A 21,647-nucleotide genomic window follows, 5' to 3' on the forward strand; every position below is an offset into this window, starting at 1 on the left:
TGGTCACGGGGCGCGTCTGGCGCGGCACGGCCTTTGGCGGGGCCAAGGGGCGCACGGATGTGCCGAAGATTGTGGACTGGTACATGGACGGCAAGATCGAGATCGACCCGATGATCACCCACAAGCTCACCCTGGATGAGATCAACCACGGCTTTGACCTCATGCACAAAGGCGAATCCATCAGAGCAGTCGTGGAGTTCTGAGGGTATGGAAATAGGTGAGTGGCGGCTGCGTTTGCAGGCCATTCATCCGCTCTTGTTCACGCCTCTAGTAGGCCCAGCCCTGAGATGGCGCGCAACGCCTTCACGATGTCCTCCACACCATCACCGTGCTTCAGGGCTGTAAAAAGGAAGGGGCGCCCGGCGCGCATTCGTTCTGCATCCTGTTGCATCACCTCCAGCGAGGCCCCTACATGGGGGGCAAGGTCGGTTTTGTTGATGATCAGAATGTCCGAGCGTGTGATTGCAGGCCCGCCTTTGCGCGGGATCTCTTCCCCCGCGGCCACGTCGATCACATAAAGCGTCACATCCGCCAGTTCCGGCGAGAAGGTGGCGCTCAGGTTGTCGCCGCCGCTTTCGATCAGGATCGCTTCCACATCGAGGTGGCGCTTTTGCATCTCGGCCACGGCGGCGAGGTTGATAGAGGCGTCCTCGCGGATCGCGGTATGGGGGCAGCCGCCGGTTTCCACGCCGATGATGCGGTCTTGCGGCAGGATCTGCAGGCGCATCAGCGCATCTGCATCCTCCTGCGTGTAGATATCGTTGGTGATCACACCGATGGAATGCTGCGGGCTCAGCGCGCGCGCGAGGCAGGCCGTCAGGGTGGTTTTGCCGGCGCCCACCGGGCCGCCGATGCCAATACGAAGAGGGCCGTTCAGTGTCATGTGCGAAAGACCTTTGAATAGAGGGTTTCATGATGCATCGCTGCGATATCTGCTGCGAAACAGGTCGAGGAGAGCCCATGCAGGGGCGTGTCGATGGCCTCTGCTGCGGTGTCCTCGATCAGTGGCGCAAGCTCTGCCAGAAGGGCTTGGCCCTCGGTCTGGCCAAGCGGCACAAGGCGGACGGCGGCGGAGATCAAATTGGCTGTGAAAGCCTGCAGGTAGAGCCGCGCGGTCAGATCCAGCGGGATCGTCCGGGCGCGGGCCGCCGCCCCGACGGCGACCGGGTAGGTCAACTCGTCCAACTCCGTGCCCCAGACCGCATTCACAGTCTGCGCAAACGCGGCCCCCTGTTGCGTCGTTTCCAACAGGCGTTCGGCGCTGGCTGCAAAGGCGCGCGCGGTCTCGTCAATCTCGGCCAATTCTGCCGGGTCGGCGCGGTAGGCTGCGGCCAGAAGAATCGTGTCAGCTCGTCCACTGCCGAAGACGATCAGGTCTCGAAGCCATTCATCGAGCTGTTTGATATTGCGAATGCCCTCTGCTGCAATCGCCGTTTCCAGCCCGTGGGAATAGGCAAAGGCCCCCACCGGAAACCCGGGCGAGAGCCACTGTGTCAGGGTCAGGATCGGGTCAGTGCTCATGGTGGTGATGCTCCGGCCCGTGCTGGGCGGAGTGATCGTGCCCATGGGTGCGCCCGTGGCCATAGGCGCCGCCTTCGGGCGTGAAGGGTTCCACGACCTCCTGCACCTCGGCGCCCAGCTGCGCCAGCATCTGCGCCATGACGTGGTTCTGCTGGATCAGCAGGCGGGTGGGCTCGATCTGGCAGGGGGTGTGGCGGTTGCCGATATGCCAGGCGATCCGGTGCAGGGCCTCCCCGGTGATCTCCAGCAGCGGTTCAGCGGCGGCCCGGATGCCGATCAGCGTGCCATCGGTTGCCTTGAGCGCATCGCCGATGTTCAGCGATGTGGTCTTCGGCAGATCAACCAGCAGTGGCGTACCGCTGTCCGTGATCAGCACCTTGCGCCGCAGAAACCGCGCGTCATAGTCGAGCGTGATGTGGTCATCGGTGTCATGTGCATGAACGAGGTGTTGAGCAGTCAGCATCGGCGTGTGTCCCAAGGGCGGTCCCCGGCCGCGGGTGGGGGCAAAGCCCCCGCCCATGGGGGGCGGTCGGGGGCTGCCCGGCGTGCTGCTGGGCGGACAGACGCAAAGTTATAAGTTTTGGTCATCATGGGTTTCTTGCATTATGCGAATAGGAACGGCTCGCTTGCCCAGCAAGACTTCGACGACGCCTCTGCGAACGATGGCTTGTTCCTCCTCCATATCACCGAAAGCCTGCGGTGAATAAATCCCTGTTCTTATATGAGTTTTGTCAAACTCAAAGCCCATCCGCTTACCCATCTCGAAGAGTAGTTCGACAAGCAGATCAATATGTCGGATAACCCATTGTTCTTTCTGGTTTTCGGGATAACTTCGATCCGAAAAATGCGCCAGAAGCGCCTTCCAGGCTTCACGAATTGCTTTGTCGCCATGGTCGGTGAATTCTAGATCAATTGAATTCAAAGCTTCAACGTGAGCCGGAGATAGACGTTGGGCTCGCGTGGCCATAAGCGTTCGGTACACCGCTATTCTGCGCGAACGTTTTTCCGCACTTTTCTCAAGAAACTTGGTGGCCTGCACCGCCAGAAGCGGGCTAAGCAGAACAGCGGCGATCGTAAAGTAGGATTCAAGAGCCATATTCAAAACATAAAATACCGCTGCGCCATCGGCAAAACGTCCGCTGGCTGGCAGGTCAGCAATTGCCCATCCGCGCGCACTTCATAGGTCTCCGGGTTCACCTCAATCTGCGGCAGCGCGTCGTTCAGGACCAGATCTTTCTTCCCGATGCCTCGGGTCTTCTGCACCGCAACCGTCTCCTTCCGCAGCCCCAACTGATCGCGCAGCCCCGCCGCCTGTGCGGCGCCGCTCACGAAGGTCACCGCAGAGTGCTCGACCGAGCGGCCAAAGCTGCCGAACATCGGCCTTGTGTAGACCGGCTGCGGCGTGGGGATCGAGGCATTCGGGTCGCCCATCTGCGCGCAGACAATCGTGCCCCTCATCAGCACCATCTCCGGCTTCACGCCAAAAAACGCGGTGTTCCAAAGACACAGGTCCGCGCGTTTGCCTTCCTCGATGGAGCCGATTTCGTGGCTGATCCCATGGGCAATCGCCGGGTTGATCGTATATTTCGCGATGTAGCGGCGCACACGCATGTTGTCGTTCTCGCCGGTTTCTTCCGCCAGCCGCCCGCGTTGTTTCTTCATCTTATCTGCCGTCTGCCAGGTACGGATCAGCACCTCGCCCACGCGCCCCATTGCCTGGCTATCGCTAGCGATGATCGAAAACGCGCCCATGTCATGCAGGATGTCCTCGGCAGCAATGGTCTCGCGCCGGATGCGGCTTTCGGCAAAGGCCACATCCTCGGGGATCGACTTGTCGAGGTGGTGGCAGACCATGAGCATGTCCAGATGCTCTTCCAGCGTGTTCACCGTGAAGGGCCGCGTCGGGTTGGTGGAGGAGGGGATCACATTGGCATCGCCACAGATCTTGATGATGTCCGGCGCATGCCCCCCGCCCGCGCCTTCGGTGTGAAAGGCGTGGATCGTCCGGCCTTTGATCGCCGCGACGGTGTTCTCCACAAACCCGCTCTCGTTCAGCGTATCGGTATGGATCATCACCTGTACGTCCATGTCGTCCGCCACGCTGAGGCAACAATCAATGGCCCCGGGGGTCGTGCCCCAATCCTCATGCAGTTTCAGCGCACAGGCGCCGCCTTCGACCATCTCGACAAGCGCCTCGGGCTGGCTCGCGTTGCCCTTGCCTGACACACCGATGTTCATGGCGAAGTGATCGACGCTCTGCAGCATGCGCCCAATGTGCCAGGGCCCGGGCGTGCAGGTGGTGGCGAGCGTGCCATGTGCAGGCCCGGTGCCGCCGCCCAGCATCGTCGTCACGCCGGAGTGCAGAGCGTCGTCGATCTGCTGCGGGCAGATGAAGTGGATGTGGCTGTCAAACCCGCCCGCCGTCAGGATTTTCCCTTCCCCCGCAATGGCTTCGGTGCCGGGGCCCACGATGATATCGACACCCGGCTGCGTGTCCGGGTTGCCCGCTTTGCCGATCTTGTGGATGCGCCCGTCCTTCAGCCCCACATCCGCCTTGTAGATGCCGGTGTGATCCACGATCAACGCATTGGTGATCACGGTATCGACGGCACCGCCCGCGCGCGTGACCTGGCTCTGCCCCATGCCATCGCGGATCACTTTGCCACCGCCGAATTTGACCTCCTCGCCATAGATCGTGTGGTCACGTTCCACCTCGATGATCAGGTCGGTGTCGGCCAGCCGCACCTTATCGCCCGTGGTCGGGCCAAACATCGCGGCGTAAGAGGAGCGGGAAATTGTGGCTGGCATGGGGGTCGTCCTGGTTAGTTGGTCATAGCAAAAAGGCGGAGGTCTTCGGTGCGGCGCAGGGTGAGCCGTTCGAGGCAGGTGAGGAACAGCTGGTTGGCCATGGTGCCACCACGCGCGATGGTGGCCTCCGCGCTACAGGCTTGATCACGAAAGGCAATCCAGCTGCGCTGTGCCCCGCGCAGGATGTCTTCGCTGGCTGGTGCTGTGCTTTGGTCGGTGGCGTCCCGAGCCCGCGCGACAGCAATGGCGTCTTTCCAGACCGCGTTCAAGTCCGCGTCCGCTGCCTCTGCCGCGAGCCCGGCGCACCCAGTCATCTCCACCTGCGTGACCGGATCCTCACAATCGAGATCCTGTGCCGACGTGGGACTACACAGCGCCAGTATCAGGGCGCAGTACGCTCCGATCCGAGAGGAGAGGCGGGCGCGGTCGTCCATCAAACCATCGCGAAGATACGAGCCGGGCCACCGGTGCCGCCCACGTGGTTCGGCGCACCAACCACAAGCGTGGCGCCCGCCGCCGGTACATCCCCCAAGCCTGCCAGGTTCTCGATCCCGTAGCGGCCCGCGGGAAGCCATTCGTAATGCGTCGCAAAATCCGCCGATGGCCCGTGATCGAGCGACAGCGTGTCCACCGCCATGGCCGCCGCCGTCGTCTGTTCCAACAGCATCTGTGTGGCCTCCACATGGAACCCGGGGAAATGCTTCACCCCATCGGCGTCATTGCCTACGTATCCCGGCCCATCGGTCTTCGCCGCCCAGCCGGAGTGCATCGCCACACAGGCGCGGTCGGGGATGTCTCCATGTTCGGAAATCCAGGCTGTAAGATCATCCGGTGTCACCTGCGCATCCGGGTTCTCGGCGGCCCGCTCGGCAATATCGATCACGCAGAGCGGCACCACCAGATTGCCCACCGGGATCTCATCGACCGAAGCCCCATCCGCCGAGAAATGCAGCGGCGCGTCGATATGCGTGGCCGTGTGCTCATTGATGCTCAGGTTCATCAGGTTGAAGCCGTGGTCCGCAAAGTTGAACGGCTGCTCCATCGAAATGCCGGGCACGCCAAAGAAGGTGGGAAACCCCGGGCTGAGCTTGTGGGTCATGTCGATCACCCCGCCGTGGCCTGCGGCCAGCGCTGGGGGCGCAGAGGCCATCGTCCCTACTGTCGCCGCAGCCCCCACAGCGGCGGAGGTCTTGAAGAACTCGCGCCGCGACAGCATCCGATCCTTCACCGCATTGATCACACAGATATCACACATGGTTTTTCTCCTCCCAAAGCCAGATGATCACAGATCGCCCATAACCTGCTGATTGAATCCAAAGACCCGCCGTGCACCGCTGAGCGGGATCAGTTGTACCTCGCGTCGCTGCCCAGGCTCAAACCGCACAGCCGTCCCAGCGGCAATGTCCAACCGACAACCGCGCGCGGCGTCCCTGTCAAACTCCAGCGCCGGGTTGCTCTCGGCAAAATGATAGTGGCTGCCCACTTGCACGGGCCGGTCACCGGTGTTGGCCACCATCAGCGTGAGCGCCTCGGCGCCCTCATTCAGAACAATCTCACCATCGGCTGTCATCACTTCCCCGGGGATCATAGGCGCGTCCTCTGCTTCATTCTTCCAAAAATACTCAAACCCTATCGGATCGGATTGTGCACCGTCACCAGTTTTGTCCCATCCGGAAACGTCGCCTCCACCTGCACATCGTGGATCATCTCCGGCACGCCCTCCATACATTGCTCACGCGTGATCACCTCAGCCCCCGCCTGCATCATCTCGGCGACCGAGCGGCCATCGCGCGCGCCTTCCACCACCGCATCGGTGATCAGCGCAATCGCCTCGGGGTGGTTCAGTTTCACACCGCGCGCCAGCCGTTTGCGAGCCACCTCAGCGGCCAGCGCCACCAGCAGTTTGTCTTTTTCGCGAGGGGTCAGCTGCATGGGCTATAGTCTCCAGCTTCTTGGCAGTGTGTCATTCGTCAGATCATCGAGCAGAGGCACCAGCCGCGTCCGCAGCGCATAGCTGTCCTCCGCCAACAGGCGCGCCACCAGGACATCGGGGCGCAACAGGCTGGCGCCGCTCTGCGGGCCAATCCTCTCTCGCACGCGGGGCAGGGCACCCTCGGCGTCCGGCCCAACCAGAACCAGATTGGCCATGGCGCGCGCGCCGCCACCGATGGCGGGGCGGTCCAGCTGGGCGGCAATGTCACCGTCGAGCAGCACGCCGTCCTGGTAAATTGTCTCACCCGCGCGCCGCAGGGTCACCCGGTCGCGGAACCGCGCCGCGCGGAGCTCTTCGCCCATGGCGCCGCGCCCGAAAATCACCGGCTCAATCATCAAAAACCGGCCAGAGGACGCAATCTCCACGTCCAATCGCCGCGACAGCGCAGAGCCTTCGAACAGAATGGTTTCCTGCGGCAGCCAGTCGAGCCGCGCGTCCGCGTCCACCTGCAACTGCGTGCTCACGCGCCCGGTCTGGCCCGGCTGCGCGCGATAGGCGCGCTCGGCGGCTTGGGTGGTCAGGGTCAGATGGCTTCCGGTGCCTGCAGTCGCCTGCACGTCAAAACGGTCGCCGCCGGTGATCCCGCCCGCGGTGTTCACGAGCACGCCTTCGATCTGCGCGGTGCTGCGTGGGAAAACGACCTTGAGGGCGCCGGATTGATAGACTGTCTCCAGCCGGGACCGCCCGTCCAACCACTTGCTCGACACAGTCGCCGCGCCCACCGCGCGCGGTTGGTCCAGCAATGTCGCCGTTTGCATCAACACCAGTTCGTGTTCCCGACCCGTCTCACTCCCGGTGCACTGTCACATGAGTTCCCCGGTTTGGCCAGAGGGCAGGGGAGAGGCGCCCGCAGCCTGCGCAGATGCGCCTGATAATTGGGCATCACCTCCGCTCAGCCCAGGAACAGGTCCGGCCGCTCCGGCCCGTGATCCAACCGCCAGATGTGATCCGCCATGGCCTGCGGATAGGCCTGCGTGACCAGGGGGTCATGGCCCGGCACAATTAGCTTTTTTTTCGAGGCCAGAGCAGTCAGCCGGGCAAAGCCATCCAGCATATTCTGCAAGTCCACCACGATGGGGAAAGGTTTCTGCGCAAAGACATTTTCGTAGTAATGCGCCGCGTCCGAGGCCAGCACCATCCAGCCCGCCGCCGTCCGCACCCGCACGGCCTGCAACCCCCGACTGTGCCCGCCGATGCAATGCACGGTCACGCCGTCAGCCACCTGCGCATCCCCATCGTGAAACACCACCTGGCCGGAATAGAGCCGCCGCACCGCCTCGCAAACATGTCCGGCTGTGAACGGCATGCGCAACGTGTCGTGGCACATGCACGGACCGGTGGCAAAGGCCATCTCGGCGGTTTGCATATGCAGCGTCGCGTTGGGAAAGAGATGCAACCCGCCCGCATGATCGTAGTGCAGATGCGTTACGATCACCGAGGTGATGTCCTCCGGCACCAGCCCGAGCGGCGCAAGTGATGCCGCCGGGTCTTGCCGGATCGGGCGATCACGGGCGGCGGCTTCCTCGGCGTCATAGCCGGTGTCGACCAGGATCACGTCAGACCCATGCCGCAACACCCACATGAAGTAATCCATGGCGTGGGGTGCATCGTGATCGTCGTCAAAGATGAAACTGTCCGCCCGCGTGCGGGCGTTCCGGTCCGCGTATTTGACCGCAAAAACCTCCCACGCGCTCACTGGATCACCTGCGCATATGTTCTGACGGATTTATCAAGCAGGCTGTCAGCGGTGGCCGCGTCGAACGCCTTGAAATGATCGCTGGCCAGATGCGCGTCAAACGCCGCCGCATCGCTGTAAAGCTCATAAAGAAAGATATCGCCTGGCCGGGCGTTGTCAGTGGCGATATCGAACTGATGGCACCCCGGCTCGTCGCGCAGCGAGGTTGCCGCGTTCTGCTGCATGAGCGGCATGAAGCGCTCCAGATGATCCGGCTTGATTTTCAATGTGACGACAACTGCGAACATGTCCATCCTTGCAACTGTGGGCGACGTGATTTACGTATGCGTTAGCGTATACATTAGCTTCGCAGGCACTGTCACGCCCTGATTTATGGGTCGCGCACCGTCTCCGAGCAAGCACAAAGAGGCGTAGACCTATGAAAGAGACATTCGACATCGCGGTGTTTCCCGGCGATGGCATCGGGCCGGAGATCATGGCGCCCGCCACGCGCATCCTGAAGGGGCTGGCCGAGAACGCCGGATACCGTCTCAACCTGCAAGACTGCGCAGCGGGTGCGGCCCACTATGCCCAGACGGGCGAGTCGCTGCCGGAGATCTCCATGCAGGTGGCGCGCGGGGCGGATGCAATTTTGCTGTCGGCCATGGGTCTGCCGTCCGTCCGCTACCCGGATGGCACCGAAATCTCGCCGCAGATTGATCTACGCAAGGCGCTCAGGCTCTTCGCGGGCGTGCGCCCGGTGCGCATCTTCCCGGGTCAAAAGACCCCGCTTGCGATGCCTGAGGGCAAGGAGGTGGATTTCGTTCTCATCCGCGAAAGCACTGAAGGGCTGTTTTACACGCAGGGCTGCGGCGAGGTGACGGAAAACGAGGCGCGTGAAACCTTGCTGATCACGCGGGAAACCTCGGAGCTGCTCTTTGACTTCGCGTTCCGCCTCGCACATGAGCGCAAGGCTGCGGGCCGGGGCCGGGGCCATGTGACCTGCGTGGATAAAGCCAATGTGTTCCGGGCTTTCGCCTTCTTCCGGTCGCTCTTCGACGCAGAGGCCGCCAAGCACGCTGATCTGACCAGCGACCACGCTTATGTGGATGCCACCGCGCTGTGGTTTGTGCAAAAGCCCTGGGATTTTGACGTGCTGGTGACCGAAAACATGTTTGGCGACATCCTCTCTGATCTGGGGGCTGGGCTGATGGGGGGGCTGGGTGTTGCCCCCTCGGCGGACATCGGTGTGGATCACGCAGTGTTCCAGCCCTGTCACGGCTCAGCCCCCGATATTGCAGGGCAGGGCATTGCGAACCCCTTTGCGATGATCCTCTCTGCTGCCATGATGCTGGAATGGATGGGGCTGCGCGCTGACAATCCGACCGTGGCAGCAGACGGTGCCCGCCTGCGCGCGGCGACCGAAGCTGTGATTGGACAGGGGGATGTCTTGACAGGTGATCTGGGTGGTCGAGCCACAACCGAAGAGGCGGCGGATGCTGTGATCGCGGCACTTGAGGCGCACTGATGAAGGACGGTGTCGTCAGCGTCGCCTGCCTTGGCGCGGGATATTTCAGCCAGTTCCACTATGACGCTTGGGCGCGTCTGCCACAGGCCATTTGTGTTGGTGCTGCAGATCATGACATTGCGCGCGCTGAGGCCACGGGTCTGCCAGCCTTCGACGGCCTCGATGCGATGCTGAACGATGCCTGCCCCGATATTCTCGACATCATCCTGCCGCCCCCCGCGCATCGCAAAGCGATCCTGACAGCGCTGGATTTCGGCGTGAAAACAATCATTTGTCAGAAGCCCTTTTGCATGGATCTGGCTGAGGCAGAGGGCATTACCCATCTGGCCGAGCACGCGGGTGCCACGCTGATCGTGCATGAGAACTTTCGCTTCATGCCCTGGTATCGGGTGATCCAGGCGCAGATCGAAGCGGGCCGCATTGGCACACCGTTGCAGGCCACATTCCGGCTCCGGCCCGGCGACGGGCAGGGGCCAGACGCCTATCTGGATCGGCAACCCTATTTCCAGCAGATGCCGAGGTTCCTGATCCACGAAACCGGCGTGCATTGGGTCGACACGTTCCGCTTTATCTTTGGCAGCCCGCGCGCTGTCTACGCTGACCTGCGACAGATCAACCCGGTGATCAGCGGGGAGGATGCGGGCTTTGTGATCTTTGAGCACGCTGAAGGCGTGCGCAGCTTGCTGGATGGCAACCGGCTCTGCGATCATGCTGCGGAAAATCACCGCAAGACGATGGGCGAGGCCGAATTCGAAGGCACGGCGGGCGCGTTCGAGTTGCGGGGCGACGGCAGCGTGACGTTCCGCGCCCACGGGCAGATGCAACGCGAGGTGGTCCTGCCGCCAGATGCGTCACCCAGTTTTGGCGGAGACTGCGTGTATCATCTGCAAGATCACGTGGTGCGCGGCGTGCTGACTGGCGCGCCCTTCGAGAACACCGCCCGCGAGTATCTGGAGGTGATCCGGATCAAGGATGCCATCTATGCGTCACATCAGGCCGGTTGTAAGGTTGACCTGCCCTCGGTCTGAGCGTTCGCAATCACTCCGCGAGCGCGGCCCGCTTGCGGATGATCTCGCTAATGACGCTGAAGGCCGTTGTGACGGATGTCTTGGCGTTGTCAGCGGACGGCGAGCTCTCGATCTGCATGGAAAAGCTGCCCGCCGGAGAGCGCACATCAAAGCTGTGCGCATTGCCGGTGGCGTCGGGGTCGGCGATCAGTTGCACCCGGGTCCGGTCAAAACTGCCAGCAGCCAGCGCCAGCGTTGCGGCGACATTGGCGTTCTTGGGGTAGAGCCGCGCCGCGTCCCTCGCGCTGTCATCGAAGAAGGTGGTGGGCTGGCGCAAGTAACTGAGATCACAAAGATCTTCGGCCGGGGTGCCGCGCCAGGCTTGCGGCGGTTTGGTCCCGCGATAGGTCACCTGCACGTCTCCTGCCAGCGCGAGTGTCGACAGCAGATCCAGGCCGCCGATCGCCCCCGGCGGCAGGATCAGCTCTGCCCGACCCGCCTCTGACGCCGCGGCGAGGCGCTGTCGCAGATCATTGTCCGCCAGCGCTCCGACAGAGACCACGACCAGATCAAGCCCTGCGGTCAGAATAACAGGCCCATGGGCCGCCACAACGGCCTGGCCCGCGCATTCCACAACCAGATCGGGCTTGCCCTCCATGAGAGTGCCGATGTCGTCCGTCACCTGCGCCGCCTTTGCCGCCTGCGCCAAGGCTGGGTCTCCCAGTGTTTGGCCAATCGCGCCCGAACGCACCATAATGGTCAGTTGTTGAACAGGGTGATCCGCCAGCCAGGCGACGATGCGTTTGCCGATGCTGCCATATCCAATGAGCGCCAGGTGCATATCGTCTCCCGTTCTGCCGTTTGGGGGCATGTGGTGAAAGGTGTTTGATTATAGCGAGATATCCACCGTCGTATAGGTCGCGGCGGTCTGAATGGTGATCAACTGTGATGCCGCACCAAATCTGGGGCCCATCCCGCACACCCTCGAACGCGCTGCACCCATGCGTGCGGTGCGCGGGTCTTTCAAAGCTTTTGCGACCGATGCCCCGGGAATGTGGTTGCAGAGCGGGGCGCAGCGCGAAACACTTCTGCATGAGATTCGGGAGCGGCGGATGCCTGCGCGTGCCTCTCCTTCCATATGTCACACGAGGAACACTATGAACAAAATCCACGAGACGGCATCCTCGGCGCTGGAAGGTGTGCTGCAGGACGGCATGCTGATCGCCGCAGGCGGTTTCGGACTCTGCGGGATCCCCGAGCTGCTGTTGCAGGCGATCAAGGACGCCGGCACGAAAGACCTTACCTTCGCCTCCAACAATGCGGGCGTCGATGACTTTGGCATCGGTATCCTGCTGCAGACGCGGCAGGTGAAGAAGATGATCTCCTCTTACGTGGGCGAGAACGCCGAATTCATGCGCCAGTACCTCTCCGGCGAGCTGGAGCTGGAGTTCAACCCGCAGGGCACGCTGGCGGAACGCATGCGCGCGGGCGGCTGTGGCATTCCCGGGTTCTACACGAAAACCGGCGTCGGCACGGTGATTGCCGAGGGCAAGGAGCACAAGGAGTTTGACGGCGAAACCTATATTCTGGAGCGTGGGATCTTCGCGGATCTGAGCATCGTGAAGGCGTGGAAGGCGGATCCGTCGGGGAACTTGGTGTTCCGCAAGACAGCGCGGAACTTCAACCCGCCGGCGGCGATGTGCGGGCGCGTCTGCGTGGCTGAGGTGGAGGAGATCGTGCCGCTGGGGTCGCTGGACCCGGATATGATCCACCTGCCAGGCATCTATGTGCACCGCATCATCCAGGGCACGCACGAAAAACGCATCGAACAGCGGACAGTCCGCCAGAAGGAGAACGTCTGATGCCCTGGGATCGCAATCAAATGGCGGCGCGCGCTGCGCAAGAGCTGGACGATGGCATGTATGTCAACCTCGGCATCGGCATCCCAACGCTGGTGGCGAACTACGTGGGCGACAAGGACATCACGCTGCAGTCCGAAAACGGCATGCTGGGCATGGGGCCGTTCCCCTTTGAGGGGGAGGAAGACGCCGACCTCATCAATGCAGGCAAACAGACGATCACCGAGCTGCGTCGCACCTCCTATTTTGACAGCGCAACCAGCTTTGGCATGATCCGCGGTGGCAAGATCGCGGCGGCCATTCTGGGTGCGATGGAGGTGGCCGAGAACGGCGATCTGGCCAACTGGATGATCCCCGGCAAGCTGGTCAAAGGCATGGGCGGCGCGATGGACCTGGTCGCGGGCGTGGGCCGCGTGATCGTGGTGATGGACCACACCAACAAACATGGCGAGAGCAAACTGCTGAAGGCCTGCACGCTCCCCCTGACGGGGCAGGGCGTGGTGGACCGGATCATCACCAACCTGGGCGTTTTGGATGTGGTGGACGGCGGTTTGCGCATTGTCGAAACCGCCGATGGCGTGAGCGAAGATGAGCTGCGCGCCGCCACCGAGGCGACGATTGTCTGACGGCCTCAAGCTAGTGCGCTGAAGACGCGCTTTTGCGGACCAAGACCTGACATGGCCCGGGGGATCTATGCTCCCGGGCTTTTTTAGGTGATCCGGGGCACAGCTGCCGGACTGGCTGCGGATAGTATAGTCAATTCGATATGATTTTTATGTGATAACCGGACCTTAAAGCCGAATCCCCTATTTTTGTCGCGCGTGTGCCTTAAAGGGTTGTGATGCAGGGTGAAGGGTCTTCAAACGGCAGATCTTTGATAATATCGCTGGTTGAAGCACTGGCGGTGCCAGGTTTTTTTGTGGCCCCTAATCAGACTGTACTCTGCGCGAATGCAGCGGTCTGCGCCACGTTTGACACACCCGATCTGCGCGGCACCCCTCTTCGGTCACTGATCGCGCCTGATTGGTACACGGCCGTCATGGCGCAGATCGAACGGATCCGCGAGGGTCGCTCTCCGCTTGATGTCGCAATCATGCCGCTGCGCGGCGCCGGGGCCTTGCATGTGTTTTCGGCGCGCGCGGTCAAGGATGACAACGGCGAGATGTCAGGATTTCTGTGCCAATGCGCGGATTCGGTGCACCGCTGTGACGACCTTCGCCTGTGGCAATCCCTGCCAGAGGATCTGCCGCAGCGGCGCTGGATCTGTGACACAACAGATGACGCACATTCTCTTGAGACGCTGAATGCAACGGGTGACGTTGATCCGGTGCAGGGGGTACTGTCCGATTACCTCGATCTGGTGCATCCAAAGGATCGCAACAGCCTCGAAAACGCCTTGGCAGCCCTGCTCACAGCTGTCGATCAGGAGCTCAGCCTGACCTATCGGGTGCGCAGATCCGATGGGGATCATGTCACGTTTTTTGGCACTGGCCGGGTGACCGCACGGTCAGATGCGGGCGTTCCGCTGCAGCTGACGATGACCGAGGTGGATATCAAAAGCTATGCCGAAACCTCGACCGATGTCATCAGCCTGGCGGAGAGTGAGCGGCGCTGGAAGACCGCCGTTCTCAGTGCAAATCAGGGCGTCTGGGACCACGACTTTGAACGGGATCGGCATTTCCTGTCCAGAACCTGGCGCGAGTTGCGCGGTCTGGCTGAGAAAGATCCCGTCCCCGAAGCCACCGACGACTGGCTCGCAACCATTCATCCGCAGGATCTGGCGCATATCTGCGAGCAGTTGAGCCGTCTTAATGCGGGCGAAACCGACGTTATCAACTACAAGTTTCGCCAGCGTCACACAAATGGGGAGTGGGTCTGGTTTTTGAGTCGTGGGCGCGTTGTGCGGCGCGACGCGCAAGGCCTGCCAGCGCGTATCATCGGGACAGACATCGACATCACCGATATCAAAACGGTTGAGATCGAAAGTCAGCGCATGGCAGAGCGTCTCGATGTCGCCATGGAGGCCGCTGGCATGGCGCGTTGGGAATACAATGTGACCCAGAACCGGGCGTTCTGGGACGACCGGCTGCTCAATATGTTCGGGATCACCGACGGGCAAAATATCCGGGCCGCCGACGAGTGGGCCACATTTATACACCCCGAGGACAAGGAGGCGACACTCGCCTACACCGAGCAGTGCCTGCATGAAGGGCGGGACGTCGATCACGATTATCGGCTTGTGCGTGGCGATGGCGAGATCCGCCATATTCGGACGCGAGGCAAGTTTGTCGATGATGCGGAAACTGGCCCGCGCTACTACGGTGTGAACTTTGACATCACGCAAGACAAGCTGCGCGCTCAGGAACTGGAAGAGGCCCGCGCCGGGTTGGAGTATGAAAGCCGCCACGACGCGCTGACCGGCTTGGCAAATCGTCGGCGCCTCGATGACGTCTACACATCGCATCTCACCGCCGCCGATGATCGGCCCGGGCGCCTCGCCGTGCTGCATTTCGATATTGATCACTTCAAACAGATCAATGACACGCTTGGCCATGATGCCGGGGATGCAACACTCAAGCACGCCGCAGATATCCTTCGGCGCAACACGCCAGACGGTGCCTTGGTATCGCGCGTGGGGGGGGATGAATTTGTAGCCCTGCTCTTCGACGCGCCTGAGGACGTCACGCTGGAACTCATCGCACAGCAGATCATTGATGAGATGGCGCGCCCTTTCTTTTACGGCTCGCAGGAATGCAACATCGGCACCAGCATCGGTATTGCGATTGCCAGCACGGCGGACGCGCCGGATACAAATCTTTTCATTGATGCGGATCTTGCGCTCTACGAGGCCAAGAAAGCCGGTCGCGGGCGCTATCGTTTCTACAACGCCCGCATGAAAGAGGAGGCGCGTCGTCGCAAAAACTCATTTGACGCACTTCTGGCCGGTTTCGATCAAGGCGAGATCACCTGCCACTATCAGCCCCAATTTGACGCAAAGACGCTGGAGATTACGGGGCTTGAAGCGCTTGTCCGCTGGGACAACGCCAAATTCGGCCTGATTATGCCGGATGAGTTCCTGCAGACGGCACAGGACATGGGGCTTCTGGCTCAGTTCGACGAGATTGTGCTGCGGCGCGCGCTTTACGACATGAACATATGGCTGGAGGCGGGTCTGCCAGTGCCGCCGATCTCGGTGAATGTGTCCTCAAATCGTCTGAACGATCCAAGCCTGGGTGACCGGCTGCGGCAACTTGATCTGCCACGGGGCATGCTGTCGTTCGAACTGCTTGAATCGGCCTTTCTGGATGCCCGCAATGATGTGATCGACGCCAACCTCAAGATGATTGCCGAGATGGGCATCGACATCGAGATCGACGATTTTGGGAGCGGGCACGCCTCTATTGCCAGTCTGCTCCAGGTCGCACCCAAACGGCTCAAGATCGACCGGACGCTGATCCAGCCCATTGTCGCCTCGAAAACCCAACGCGCGCTGGTGAGCACAATTGTGGACATCGGCCGAATGCTGGACATTCGCGTCGTGGCTGAGGGGGTTGAGACTGCGGCGCATGTGCCCATTCTCCAGAACATGGGGTGCTGTTACCTGCAGGGATATGGCTTGGCGCAGCCCACAGACGCCGCAAGCACGGCCAAGCTTCTTGAGGAACTCGCGCAGACGCAAGGGCGTCTCCGGCTGGCGTAGCCGTTCCGGAGGTGTGCAATCGATCGGATGGCAGGAGCGTATTGGCCCTGTGGGGTGATCAACCATAGTGTCTGAGTGATGAAGAGGCGTATCGGGCGCGCCTAGGAAGAGCTGCGACCCTCTGTCCGGCTGCGCAGGTAAGGCATCAAATCAGCAAGGCAAAGCGGGCGGGAAAAATAGTAGCCCTGCAGACGACCTGCGCCAAGTTCGCTGAGAATCTGGGCCTGATCGGCGGTCTCCACACCTTCGGCAATCACAGCGATATCCAGAGCCCGGCCAATATCGATGATCGATTTCACCAGCCGTGTTGCGTTGTTGCCAGGCTTCATGGGCGAGACCAGGCGCCTGTCAATCTTGAGCCTGTCGGGCGCAATCCGCTGCAGTGCGACGATAGAAGCACGTCCGCTGCCAAAATCATCCACTTCGATAGAGATCCCCATATCGCGCAGATGGTCGAGCTGCAGCATGAAGGCTTCGCTCTGCTCTTCAAGGAAGATGGTTTCAAGCAGCTCAAAAGCGATACCACCGGCGTAGGTCCGCGCGCGCTGGCCGATGTCGTGGATTTCATCGAAGTTGAGCCGGTTCGCACTGACATTGAAGGACAGGTTTGGCAGATCTGCGCCGTCACCAAACGCCGCGCGACAGGCGTCGATGGCGCGTTCAAAGATCATGCGATCAATATCTGCAACGACATTGAGGTCTGTCGCAACGCCAAGAAACTGATCCGGTGCAAGGACACCGCGATCCGGGTGACGCCACCGTGCGAGCGCTTCAAGGCCAACCACAGCCCCGGTCTGTGCGTCGATCTGGGGCTGGTAGTACGGCTCGAATTCCCTGTTTTCCAGCCCGCGTATGATCTCGTCCGCCATCTGCTTGGTTGCGCGCATCTCTTCGATATCACTGCGGTCGAAGATGGCCACCTGACCGCGCCCGGCACGTTTGGCCTTGTAAAGTGCGACATCTGAATTTGTCAGCAGATCGGCTTCATCGGCGAGAGGCGTGCGCGCAATGCCGATGGAGGCCCCGAATCGGCACTCCCGCCCTTGAAACAGCACGGGCCTGGCCAGATCCGCCAAAAGCGCCTGGGCCAGCTCTTCGGGGCGGGTGCTGTGTTCCGGCACATCGAGAAGGATGACGAACTCGTCCCCGCCAATGCGCGCCACCACGTCATCGCCGCGTATGTTCGCCTTGATCCGTGCCGCAACCTCGACCAGCACATGGTCACCAGCGGCATGGCCGATGGTGTCATTGATCTGCTTGAAGCGATCAAGGTCGATGTGCAGCGCCGCAAGCTCACCCCCTTGCAGGCGTCGTTGCTGCGACAACTCCTCGAATTTCTCGGACAGATGCCGCCGGTTGCCAAGACCTGTGAGCTGATCGTGCAGGGCCTTGAAGGTGATCTGCTGGTTCGCCTCTTCCAGTTGACCGGCATACGCCTCCAACGCCCGGCGTTGCCGCACCGTTTCGGTCATGTCGAGCCGCAGAACCAGAGTTTCGCCGCGTTCAGAGCGCGAGCGCTTGATCCGGTAGTATCTGTCGTCGGAGAACTCGAAATCCTCCTCCTCGACATCCACCATGTTCGGAGACACGTAGTTGTCGAGCCATTGCTGCTCGCGCCCCTCTGCTTTGGGAATATGCCCGTTCTGGATCGCCATTTGCAGCACGTCACGGACATTCATGCCGACCTTGATCTCACTTGGATCGTCGGTCAATGAGGCCGCAAAGGCGGGGTTCCACAACGCCAGGTCAAGATCCTTGTCATAGATCGAGAATGGGTCCGGGAAGGCGTTGATGGCTGATATCAGGCGGTCCTGCGTCTCCTGCAAGGTGCGCCGCTGACGTACAAGTTCGGTTGTGTCCAGCCGCACAACCACAAGATCGCCATTGCGCGATCTTGATCTGAGCACGCGGTGATGGGTGTCACCATTCAGTTCGATGTCTTCGACCCGTCTGATGGACGTCGCAGATGTCATGGTTTCTTCAATCCACTCCTCCTCGCGACCTTTCGCGGCCGGGAAGCGCCCGTTGCGGACGCCCAGACGCATCGCGTCACGCAAAGGCATGCCGGTGTAGAGATCGCCTGGCCTGTCGGTCAGAGCAGCGGCATAGCTGTCGTTCCAGACCGCCAGGCGCGATGCGCTGTCGTAGATGCTAAAGGGCGCGGGGTAGGCACTGATCGCGGCAAGCATCCTTTCTTTGTTGGCTTCGGCCGCGCGGGTTTGCTTGACGAGTTCGGTTGTGTCCATGTGAATGACCACAAAGTCACCGTTCGGGGCCTGGCTGCGAAGCACCCGTTGATGCGCCCCGTCCACCAACTCGATATCGGTGTGTGATGCCATCGACCCGGAGCTGGTCGCATCCTGCGTCAACTGGCTGACCAAGCCAGCGTCTTCCTGGATAAAACGACCATTTCGCAGACCGATTGCGCGCACCTCGGCGCTTGTCAGACCCACCTGCAGCTCCGCAGGGTGATCCGTGACCGATTGCGTAAAAGCGTCGTTCCACATCACCAGGCATTCATTGGCGTCATAGATCGCAAAGGGATCGGGATAGGCATTCAGCGCAGCAACCGTTCGATAGTGTATTTCCGACGCTTGGCGGCGTTGCCGGATGAGTTCGGTGATGTCCAGGCGGATGACCACCCAATCGCCGTTTTCCGCAACACTGCGCAAGATGCGATGATGCACGTCACCTGCCAATTCTATGTTTTCGGCGCCGCGCGGCAATTGATCGGGCTGTTTGATACGATCAAAGTAGGCTTCGCGTTCCTCTGGGGGCACGTCGATCAGACCGCAGTGAAACGCGTGTTCCATCACATCCCGGACATGCATGCCGGGTTGAATGGCGTCCGGATTGGTCGACATGGACGCCTTGTAGGCCGTGTTGCAGACCACCAGCCGCATGTCCTTGTCATAGATAACAAAAGGATCAGGGTAGGCGTTGATGGCTGACAACAACCGGGTCTGGGTGGCCAGCAGCTCCGTGTACATGCCGTCCTGCTTTGCCACTAGCGCGTCACGTTCCTGCAGAGCGGAGGCGGCCGCGTTCTCGCGGGATCTCAGATCTGATATGTCACGGAAAGTGGCACAGCTGTATCGCCCGCCACTCTCCTCGTCCTGGAAGGTGAAGAAAGAGATACCTGTCCAGAACTTGTGCCCGTCAGAGCGGACGCATTTGGTCTCGATCTGAAAGTTACGCTTTTTCCCGACGAAGAACGGCGCAACCTTGGCGACATAGTCATCCCAGCTGTCCGGATCGTGCACAATATCGACAGGTTGACCTAGAAGCTCCTCTGGTTTGTACCCAAAAAGTTCGCAGTACGACGGATTGACATAGACAAGTCGCCCAGTGTCATCATCCGGCCCGCGATAGCCGACGCCGACGGCATCCGGCGTCAGCGACAAAAAATCATTAAGCACTTGTGACAGCTTCATGGACCGGCCCCGGAAACAACACCCGGGTCATACGACCGATTGGTTACTCTAAGCGTAAGTCTAAACTTTTACGGATATTGGGTGAGGTGGCGGTCTGGTGTGCGGCCATGCGCGTGGGGCAGGTGAATACTCCCGGCCCAAACAGATGCTTGCAACGTTTAAACTGGTGTTTTTGCGTCGGCTTTCTGTGAGGGCCCGTGGGGCGTGGGTCTTGGTCAAGACTGAGCGACAGCCGATTCGAAGTCGTCGCTTTTATCCGGCTGCCAGATTGCGCAGAACCCGGCGGCGCTCGGATCTGCCTGCCGGCAGGACAAGGGCTGTCTCGGCTGCAAACCGCCCGGTATAGCCGCCGTTGAACAGAACGCGGCCTTGTGCATATGGGCTCAGATCGAGCCTGCGTTCAAAGCTGTGACCAAGGCCGGATATGCGGTATCCAGGTGCCGCGCGTGTCGGGGCAAGGAACCCCTCAATCGACAGCCGCGTTAAAGCTCCCGCCGCGCCGACAAACCGGGTGTTTGTCAGATCGGTGACACGGAAACGGCCACTTTCGGGGTCGAACTGCCCCGTCGCGCTGGCAAATGATCCGTCTGGCAGGCCGGCAATGCCGCGACCGCGCAACCGCACCGGCCCTACACGAATGCTGGTAAAGGCCTGTGCCACGTCCCCAGATATCAGATCGTCTGTTCTCTCGGTGGGCGCGATCCGGCTTGCGATCACCTCTTGACCGCGCCAGAGACCGGACACTGCGACCCTGTCACCAACACTCAGCCCAGCCCATCCGCCGGGGGCACGCACGCTGACCCCGTTGACCGTCAGGCCGCCGGTCTGCGACAGGCCCGAAATCGTGCCGACCAGCGGATAGGTGACATGCACGCGCCGCGCCACAAGCGCCTCTTTGGGGCCTGCGGCCTCAACGGTGAGGCTGTCGCCAACCCGAAGATCGCTTTGTGCCATCACTCCAAACCCGTCGCTGAACCGGGTCTGGCCGTCTGTCTGAACCCGGTTGCCGCTGACAATCAGGCTGCCGAACTCGGTGAGCACCCCGACAATGCCGGTGCCCCCAATCCCGCCTTCAAGCTCCCGTTCGGTGGGCTGTGGCCAGGCGATCTGCGGCAGAAGAAGCCCTGACAGCCCGGCGGCCAGGGCGGAGCGGCGGGAGAATTTACCGGTCTTCATCTTCTGAACGTCCTTTTGCGCCAGGGCCATCGTCTTCCCTGTAAAAGAAGACGCCAAATCTGAAACGCTGGGTGGCAGCGGGTGTGTCGTGATCCCGCGCCTGATGCTGGGCCGCACGGGTGTTGATCGCGCGCAGGGCGTCCTGGCCGATGCGCCGCGTCTCCGCCTCGATATCATCAACCGATGTCGGATCGAGGTGGTTGTAGAACACCGCGCGTTCCAGAAACTGCGGATCAGCAGAGAGCAGGTTGTCCACCGCCGCCTGCATATGATCGCCCAGATTCTGCGCAAACAAATGCAGCTTCTGATCGGTGTCTGCAGATCCGACCAGACCCTCAAGCAGCAGCCGCACGTGATCATCCTCCAGCACGGCGATGCCCTGCCGGGTCAATTCATCCAGCACGGTCCGGGGGCGAATGTCGCGGCTGATGGATTGCACCAGCGCCTCGAAGCTGGTCCCGTCTGTGGCAAAGCGGGGCAGGGCCTGCGGGGCGCCAGCGTCCATATAGGCCGGATCCGACATCCAGCGCCCCACAACTGTCAGCAGGATCGACACCTTGCGTTGGGTTTCCGTGTTCTCGCTGGCGTCGCGGGCGCGGAAGTCCTTGACGTCGCGTCGATGCACACCGGTCATCACATTGATGCGGCTGTCTGTGGCCTCGGCGCCAAGATCTTCGGCTGCCACCTCCACATAGGTCTGTTTCACGATCCTGTAGAGCGCGGGTGCTGTAACCCCTTGCGCGATCAGCGCACGCACAAGCGGGCGCAGAATGCGCCGCACGGCCCGTTCAAACAGGCCCGATTGCGAGAAGGGGTCACGCCCGGTCATGACGTGAAGATGGGCGAGGGTGTGAAAAAATTCCACAAAAAACTTGCCAATGCGTCGGAGTGTCCCAAGTATCTGCTCATACTCGTGTGTAAAAAGCACACGCTCAACCAAGGAGAC

21 protein-coding genes and 1 pseudogene are annotated in these 21,647 nt (G+C 61.3%); 6 read left to right on the top strand and 16 right to left on the bottom strand.

Annotated features, from left to right (window positions below):
* Positions 1-203, top strand: a pseudogene (locus So717_RS16800) (S-(hydroxymethyl)glutathione dehydrogenase); the annotation flags it as partial.
* A gap of 56 nt (positions 204-259) precedes the next feature.
* Here So717_RS16800 and ureG read toward each other — a convergent pair.
* The 12 genes from ureG to So717_RS16860 all read right to left on the bottom strand — a co-directional run bounded on the left by ureG (position 260) and on the right by So717_RS16860 (position 8,305).
* On the bottom strand, positions 260-883 hold the full coding sequence (ureG, locus tag So717_RS16805; protein WP_159979462.1) for an urease accessory protein UreG: 624 nt from the start codon (positions 881-883) through the stop codon (positions 260-262).
* Positions 880-1,521 (bottom strand): urease accessory protein UreF, encoded by a 642-nt coding sequence (locus So717_RS16810; RefSeq protein WP_159979948.1) that lies wholly within the window; start codon positions 1,519-1,521, stop codon positions 880-882. Before So717_RS16810 ends, ureG begins: the two co-directional genes overlap by 4 nt.
* Complete coding sequence (locus So717_RS16815) at positions 1,511-1,984, bottom strand: urease accessory protein UreE (protein WP_159979464.1); 474 nt, start codon at positions 1,982-1,984, stop codon at positions 1,511-1,513. The genes So717_RS16810 and So717_RS16815 overlap by 11 nt, the downstream gene beginning before the upstream one ends.
* Positions 1,985-2,092: 108 nt before the next feature.
* Positions 2,093-2,617, bottom strand: coding sequence for a DUF6680 family protein (locus So717_RS16820; protein WP_159979467.1), 525 nt, complete (start codon positions 2,615-2,617; stop codon positions 2,093-2,095).
* Between the two features lie 2 nt (positions 2,618-2,619).
* A complete protein-coding gene (gene ureC / locus So717_RS16825; RefSeq protein WP_159979469.1) occupies positions 2,620-4,329 on the bottom strand; it encodes an urease subunit alpha in 1,710 nt (569 codons plus the stop codon).
* Between the two features lie 14 nt (positions 4,330-4,343).
* Positions 4,344-4,763, bottom strand: coding sequence for a lysozyme inhibitor LprI family protein (locus So717_RS16830; RefSeq protein ID WP_159979471.1), 420 nt, complete (start codon positions 4,761-4,763; stop codon positions 4,344-4,346).
* A complete protein-coding gene (locus So717_RS16835) occupies positions 4,763-5,584 on the bottom strand; it encodes a cyclase family protein (RefSeq protein ID WP_159979473.1) in 822 nt (273 codons plus the stop codon). Before So717_RS16835 ends, So717_RS16830 begins: the two co-directional genes overlap by 1 nt.
* Before the next feature lie 27 nt (positions 5,585-5,611).
* Positions 5,612-5,917 (bottom strand): urease subunit beta, encoded by a 306-nt coding sequence (locus tag So717_RS16840; RefSeq protein ID WP_159979475.1) that lies wholly within the window; start codon positions 5,915-5,917, stop codon positions 5,612-5,614.
* 41 nt (positions 5,918-5,958) lie between these two features.
* Entirely contained in the window at positions 5,959-6,261 is a 303-nt protein-coding gene (locus So717_RS16845) for an urease subunit gamma (RefSeq protein ID WP_159979477.1), read from the bottom strand.
* Positions 6,262-6,264: 3 nt separating this feature from the next.
* Positions 6,265-7,080: an urease accessory protein UreD gene (locus tag So717_RS16850; protein ID WP_159979479.1), complete on the bottom strand. Its 816-nt coding sequence runs from the start codon at positions 7,078-7,080 to the stop codon at positions 6,265-6,267.
* A 134-nt stretch (positions 7,081-7,214) separates the two neighbouring features.
* Positions 7,215-8,018 carry an N-acyl homoserine lactonase family protein gene (locus So717_RS16855; protein WP_159979481.1) on the bottom strand — a complete coding sequence of 268 codons (804 nt, stop codon included), beginning with the start codon at positions 8,016-8,018 and terminating at the stop codon, positions 7,215-7,217.
* Entirely contained in the window at positions 8,015-8,305 is a 291-nt protein-coding gene (locus So717_RS16860; RefSeq protein ID WP_159979483.1) for a putative quinol monooxygenase, read from the bottom strand. The genes So717_RS16855 and So717_RS16860 overlap by 4 nt, the downstream gene beginning before the upstream one ends.
* A 131-nt stretch (positions 8,306-8,436) precedes the next feature.
* Between So717_RS16860 and So717_RS16865 the strand changes: the two genes are divergently transcribed.
* Both So717_RS16865 and So717_RS16870 read left to right on the top strand, forming a co-directional pair.
* Positions 8,437-9,525 (top strand): isocitrate/isopropylmalate dehydrogenase family protein, encoded by a 1,089-nt coding sequence (locus tag So717_RS16865; protein WP_159979485.1) that lies wholly within the window; start codon positions 8,437-8,439, stop codon positions 9,523-9,525.
* Complete coding sequence (locus tag So717_RS16870; protein WP_159979487.1) at positions 9,525-10,553, top strand: Gfo/Idh/MocA family protein; 1,029 nt, start codon at positions 9,525-9,527, stop codon at positions 10,551-10,553. Before So717_RS16865 ends, So717_RS16870 begins: the two co-directional genes overlap by 1 nt.
* Positions 10,554-10,563: 10 nt before the next feature.
* Here So717_RS16870 and So717_RS16875 read toward each other — a convergent pair whose 3' ends face one another.
* Positions 10,564-11,373, bottom strand: a complete 810-nt coding sequence (locus tag So717_RS16875) for an aspartate dehydrogenase (protein ID WP_159979489.1) — start codon at positions 11,371-11,373, stop codon at positions 10,564-10,566.
* A 316-nt stretch (positions 11,374-11,689) separates the two neighbouring features.
* On the opposite strand from So717_RS16875, the gene So717_RS16880 reads away from it, so the two are divergent.
* The 3 genes from So717_RS16880 (at position 11,690) to So717_RS16890 (ending at position 16,091) form a co-directional block, all read left to right on the top strand.
* Positions 11,690-12,394, top strand: coding sequence for a CoA transferase subunit A (locus tag So717_RS16880; protein ID WP_159979491.1), 705 nt, complete (start codon positions 11,690-11,692; stop codon positions 12,392-12,394).
* Positions 12,394-13,017 (top strand): CoA transferase subunit B, encoded by a 624-nt coding sequence (locus So717_RS16885; RefSeq protein ID WP_159979493.1) that lies wholly within the window; start codon positions 12,394-12,396, stop codon positions 13,015-13,017. Before So717_RS16880 ends, So717_RS16885 begins: the two co-directional genes overlap by 1 nt.
* A gap of 278 nt (positions 13,018-13,295) precedes the next feature.
* Positions 13,296-16,091, top strand: coding sequence for a bifunctional diguanylate cyclase/phosphodiesterase (locus So717_RS16890; protein ID WP_159979495.1), 2,796 nt, complete (start codon positions 13,296-13,298; stop codon positions 16,089-16,091).
* 101 nt (positions 16,092-16,192) lie between these two features.
* Here So717_RS16890 and So717_RS16895 read toward each other — a convergent pair whose 3' ends face one another.
* The 3 genes from So717_RS16895 to So717_RS16905 all read right to left on the bottom strand — a co-directional run bounded on the left by So717_RS16895 (position 16,193) and on the right by So717_RS16905 (position 21,566).
* Complete coding sequence (locus So717_RS16895; protein WP_159979497.1) at positions 16,193-19,525, bottom strand: EAL domain-containing protein; 3,333 nt, start codon at positions 19,523-19,525, stop codon at positions 16,193-16,195.
* A 252-nt stretch (positions 19,526-19,777) separates the two neighbouring features.
* Positions 19,778-20,701 carry a DUF5666 domain-containing protein gene (locus tag So717_RS16900; RefSeq protein ID WP_159979499.1) on the bottom strand — a complete coding sequence of 308 codons (924 nt, stop codon included), beginning with the start codon at positions 20,699-20,701 and terminating at the stop codon, positions 19,778-19,780.
* The gene (locus So717_RS16905; RefSeq protein ID WP_159979501.1) at positions 20,688-21,566 is read right to left on the bottom strand and encodes a DUF6502 family protein; all 879 of its coding nucleotides are present in this window, start codon (positions 21,564-21,566) and stop codon (positions 20,688-20,690) included. The genes So717_RS16900 and So717_RS16905 overlap by 14 nt, the downstream gene beginning before the upstream one ends.
* Between the last annotated feature and the right edge of the window lie 81 nt (positions 21,567-21,647).

The sequence above is a fragment of the Roseobacter cerasinus genome (assembly GCF_009811755.1).
In the GTDB taxonomy this organism is placed as follows: domain Bacteria; phylum Pseudomonadota; class Alphaproteobacteria; order Rhodobacterales; family Rhodobacteraceae; genus Roseobacter; species Roseobacter cerasinus.

Excerpts from the sequence above, each read along its gene's own strand:
- ureG (WP_159979462.1), bottom strand. The coding sequence starts at position 883 with ATGACACTGAACGGCCCTCTTCGTATTGGCATCGGCGGCCCGGTGGGC.
- So717_RS16810 (WP_159979948.1), bottom strand. The coding sequence starts at position 1,521 with ATGAGCACTGACCCGATCCTGACCCTGACACAGTGGCTCTCGCCCGGG.
- So717_RS16815 (WP_159979464.1), bottom strand. The coding sequence starts at position 1,984 with ATGCTGACTGCTCAACACCTCGTTCATGCACATGACACCGATGACCAC.
- So717_RS16820 (WP_159979467.1), bottom strand. The coding sequence starts at position 2,617 with ATGGCTCTTGAATCCTACTTTACGATCGCCGCTGTTCTGCTTAGCCCG.
- ureC (WP_159979469.1), bottom strand. The coding sequence starts at position 4,329 with ATGCCAGCCACAATTTCCCGCTCCTCTTACGCCGCGATGTTTGGCCCG.
- So717_RS16830 (WP_159979471.1), bottom strand. The coding sequence starts at position 4,763 with ATGGACGACCGCGCCCGCCTCTCCTCTCGGATCGGAGCGTACTGCGCC.
- So717_RS16835 (WP_159979473.1), bottom strand. The coding sequence starts at position 5,584 with ATGTGTGATATCTGTGTGATCAATGCGGTGAAGGATCGGATGCTGTCG.
- So717_RS16840 (WP_159979475.1), bottom strand. The coding sequence starts at position 5,917 with ATGATCCCCGGGGAAGTGATGACAGCCGATGGTGAGATTGTTCTGAAT.
- So717_RS16845 (WP_159979477.1), bottom strand. The coding sequence starts at position 6,261 with ATGCAGCTGACCCCTCGCGAAAAAGACAAACTGCTGGTGGCGCTGGCC.
- So717_RS16850 (WP_159979479.1), bottom strand. The coding sequence starts at position 7,080 with ATGCAAACGGCGACATTGCTGGACCAACCGCGCGCGGTGGGCGCGGCG.
- So717_RS16860 (WP_159979483.1), bottom strand. The coding sequence starts at position 8,305 with ATGTTCGCAGTTGTCGTCACATTGAAAATCAAGCCGGATCATCTGGAG.
- So717_RS16865 (WP_159979485.1), top strand. The coding sequence starts at position 8,437 with ATGAAAGAGACATTCGACATCGCGGTGTTTCCCGGCGATGGCATCGGG.
- So717_RS16870 (WP_159979487.1), top strand. The coding sequence starts at position 9,525 with ATGAAGGACGGTGTCGTCAGCGTCGCCTGCCTTGGCGCGGGATATTTC.
- So717_RS16875 (WP_159979489.1), bottom strand. The coding sequence starts at position 11,373 with ATGCACCTGGCGCTCATTGGATATGGCAGCATCGGCAAACGCATCGTC.
- So717_RS16880 (WP_159979491.1), top strand. The coding sequence starts at position 11,690 with ATGAACAAAATCCACGAGACGGCATCCTCGGCGCTGGAAGGTGTGCTG.
- So717_RS16885 (WP_159979493.1), top strand. The coding sequence starts at position 12,394 with ATGCCCTGGGATCGCAATCAAATGGCGGCGCGCGCTGCGCAAGAGCTG.
- So717_RS16895 (WP_159979497.1), bottom strand. The coding sequence starts at position 19,525 with ATGAAGCTGTCACAAGTGCTTAATGATTTTTTGTCGCTGACGCCGGAT.
- So717_RS16900 (WP_159979499.1), bottom strand. The coding sequence starts at position 20,701 with ATGAAGACCGGTAAATTCTCCCGCCGCTCCGCCCTGGCCGCCGGGCTG.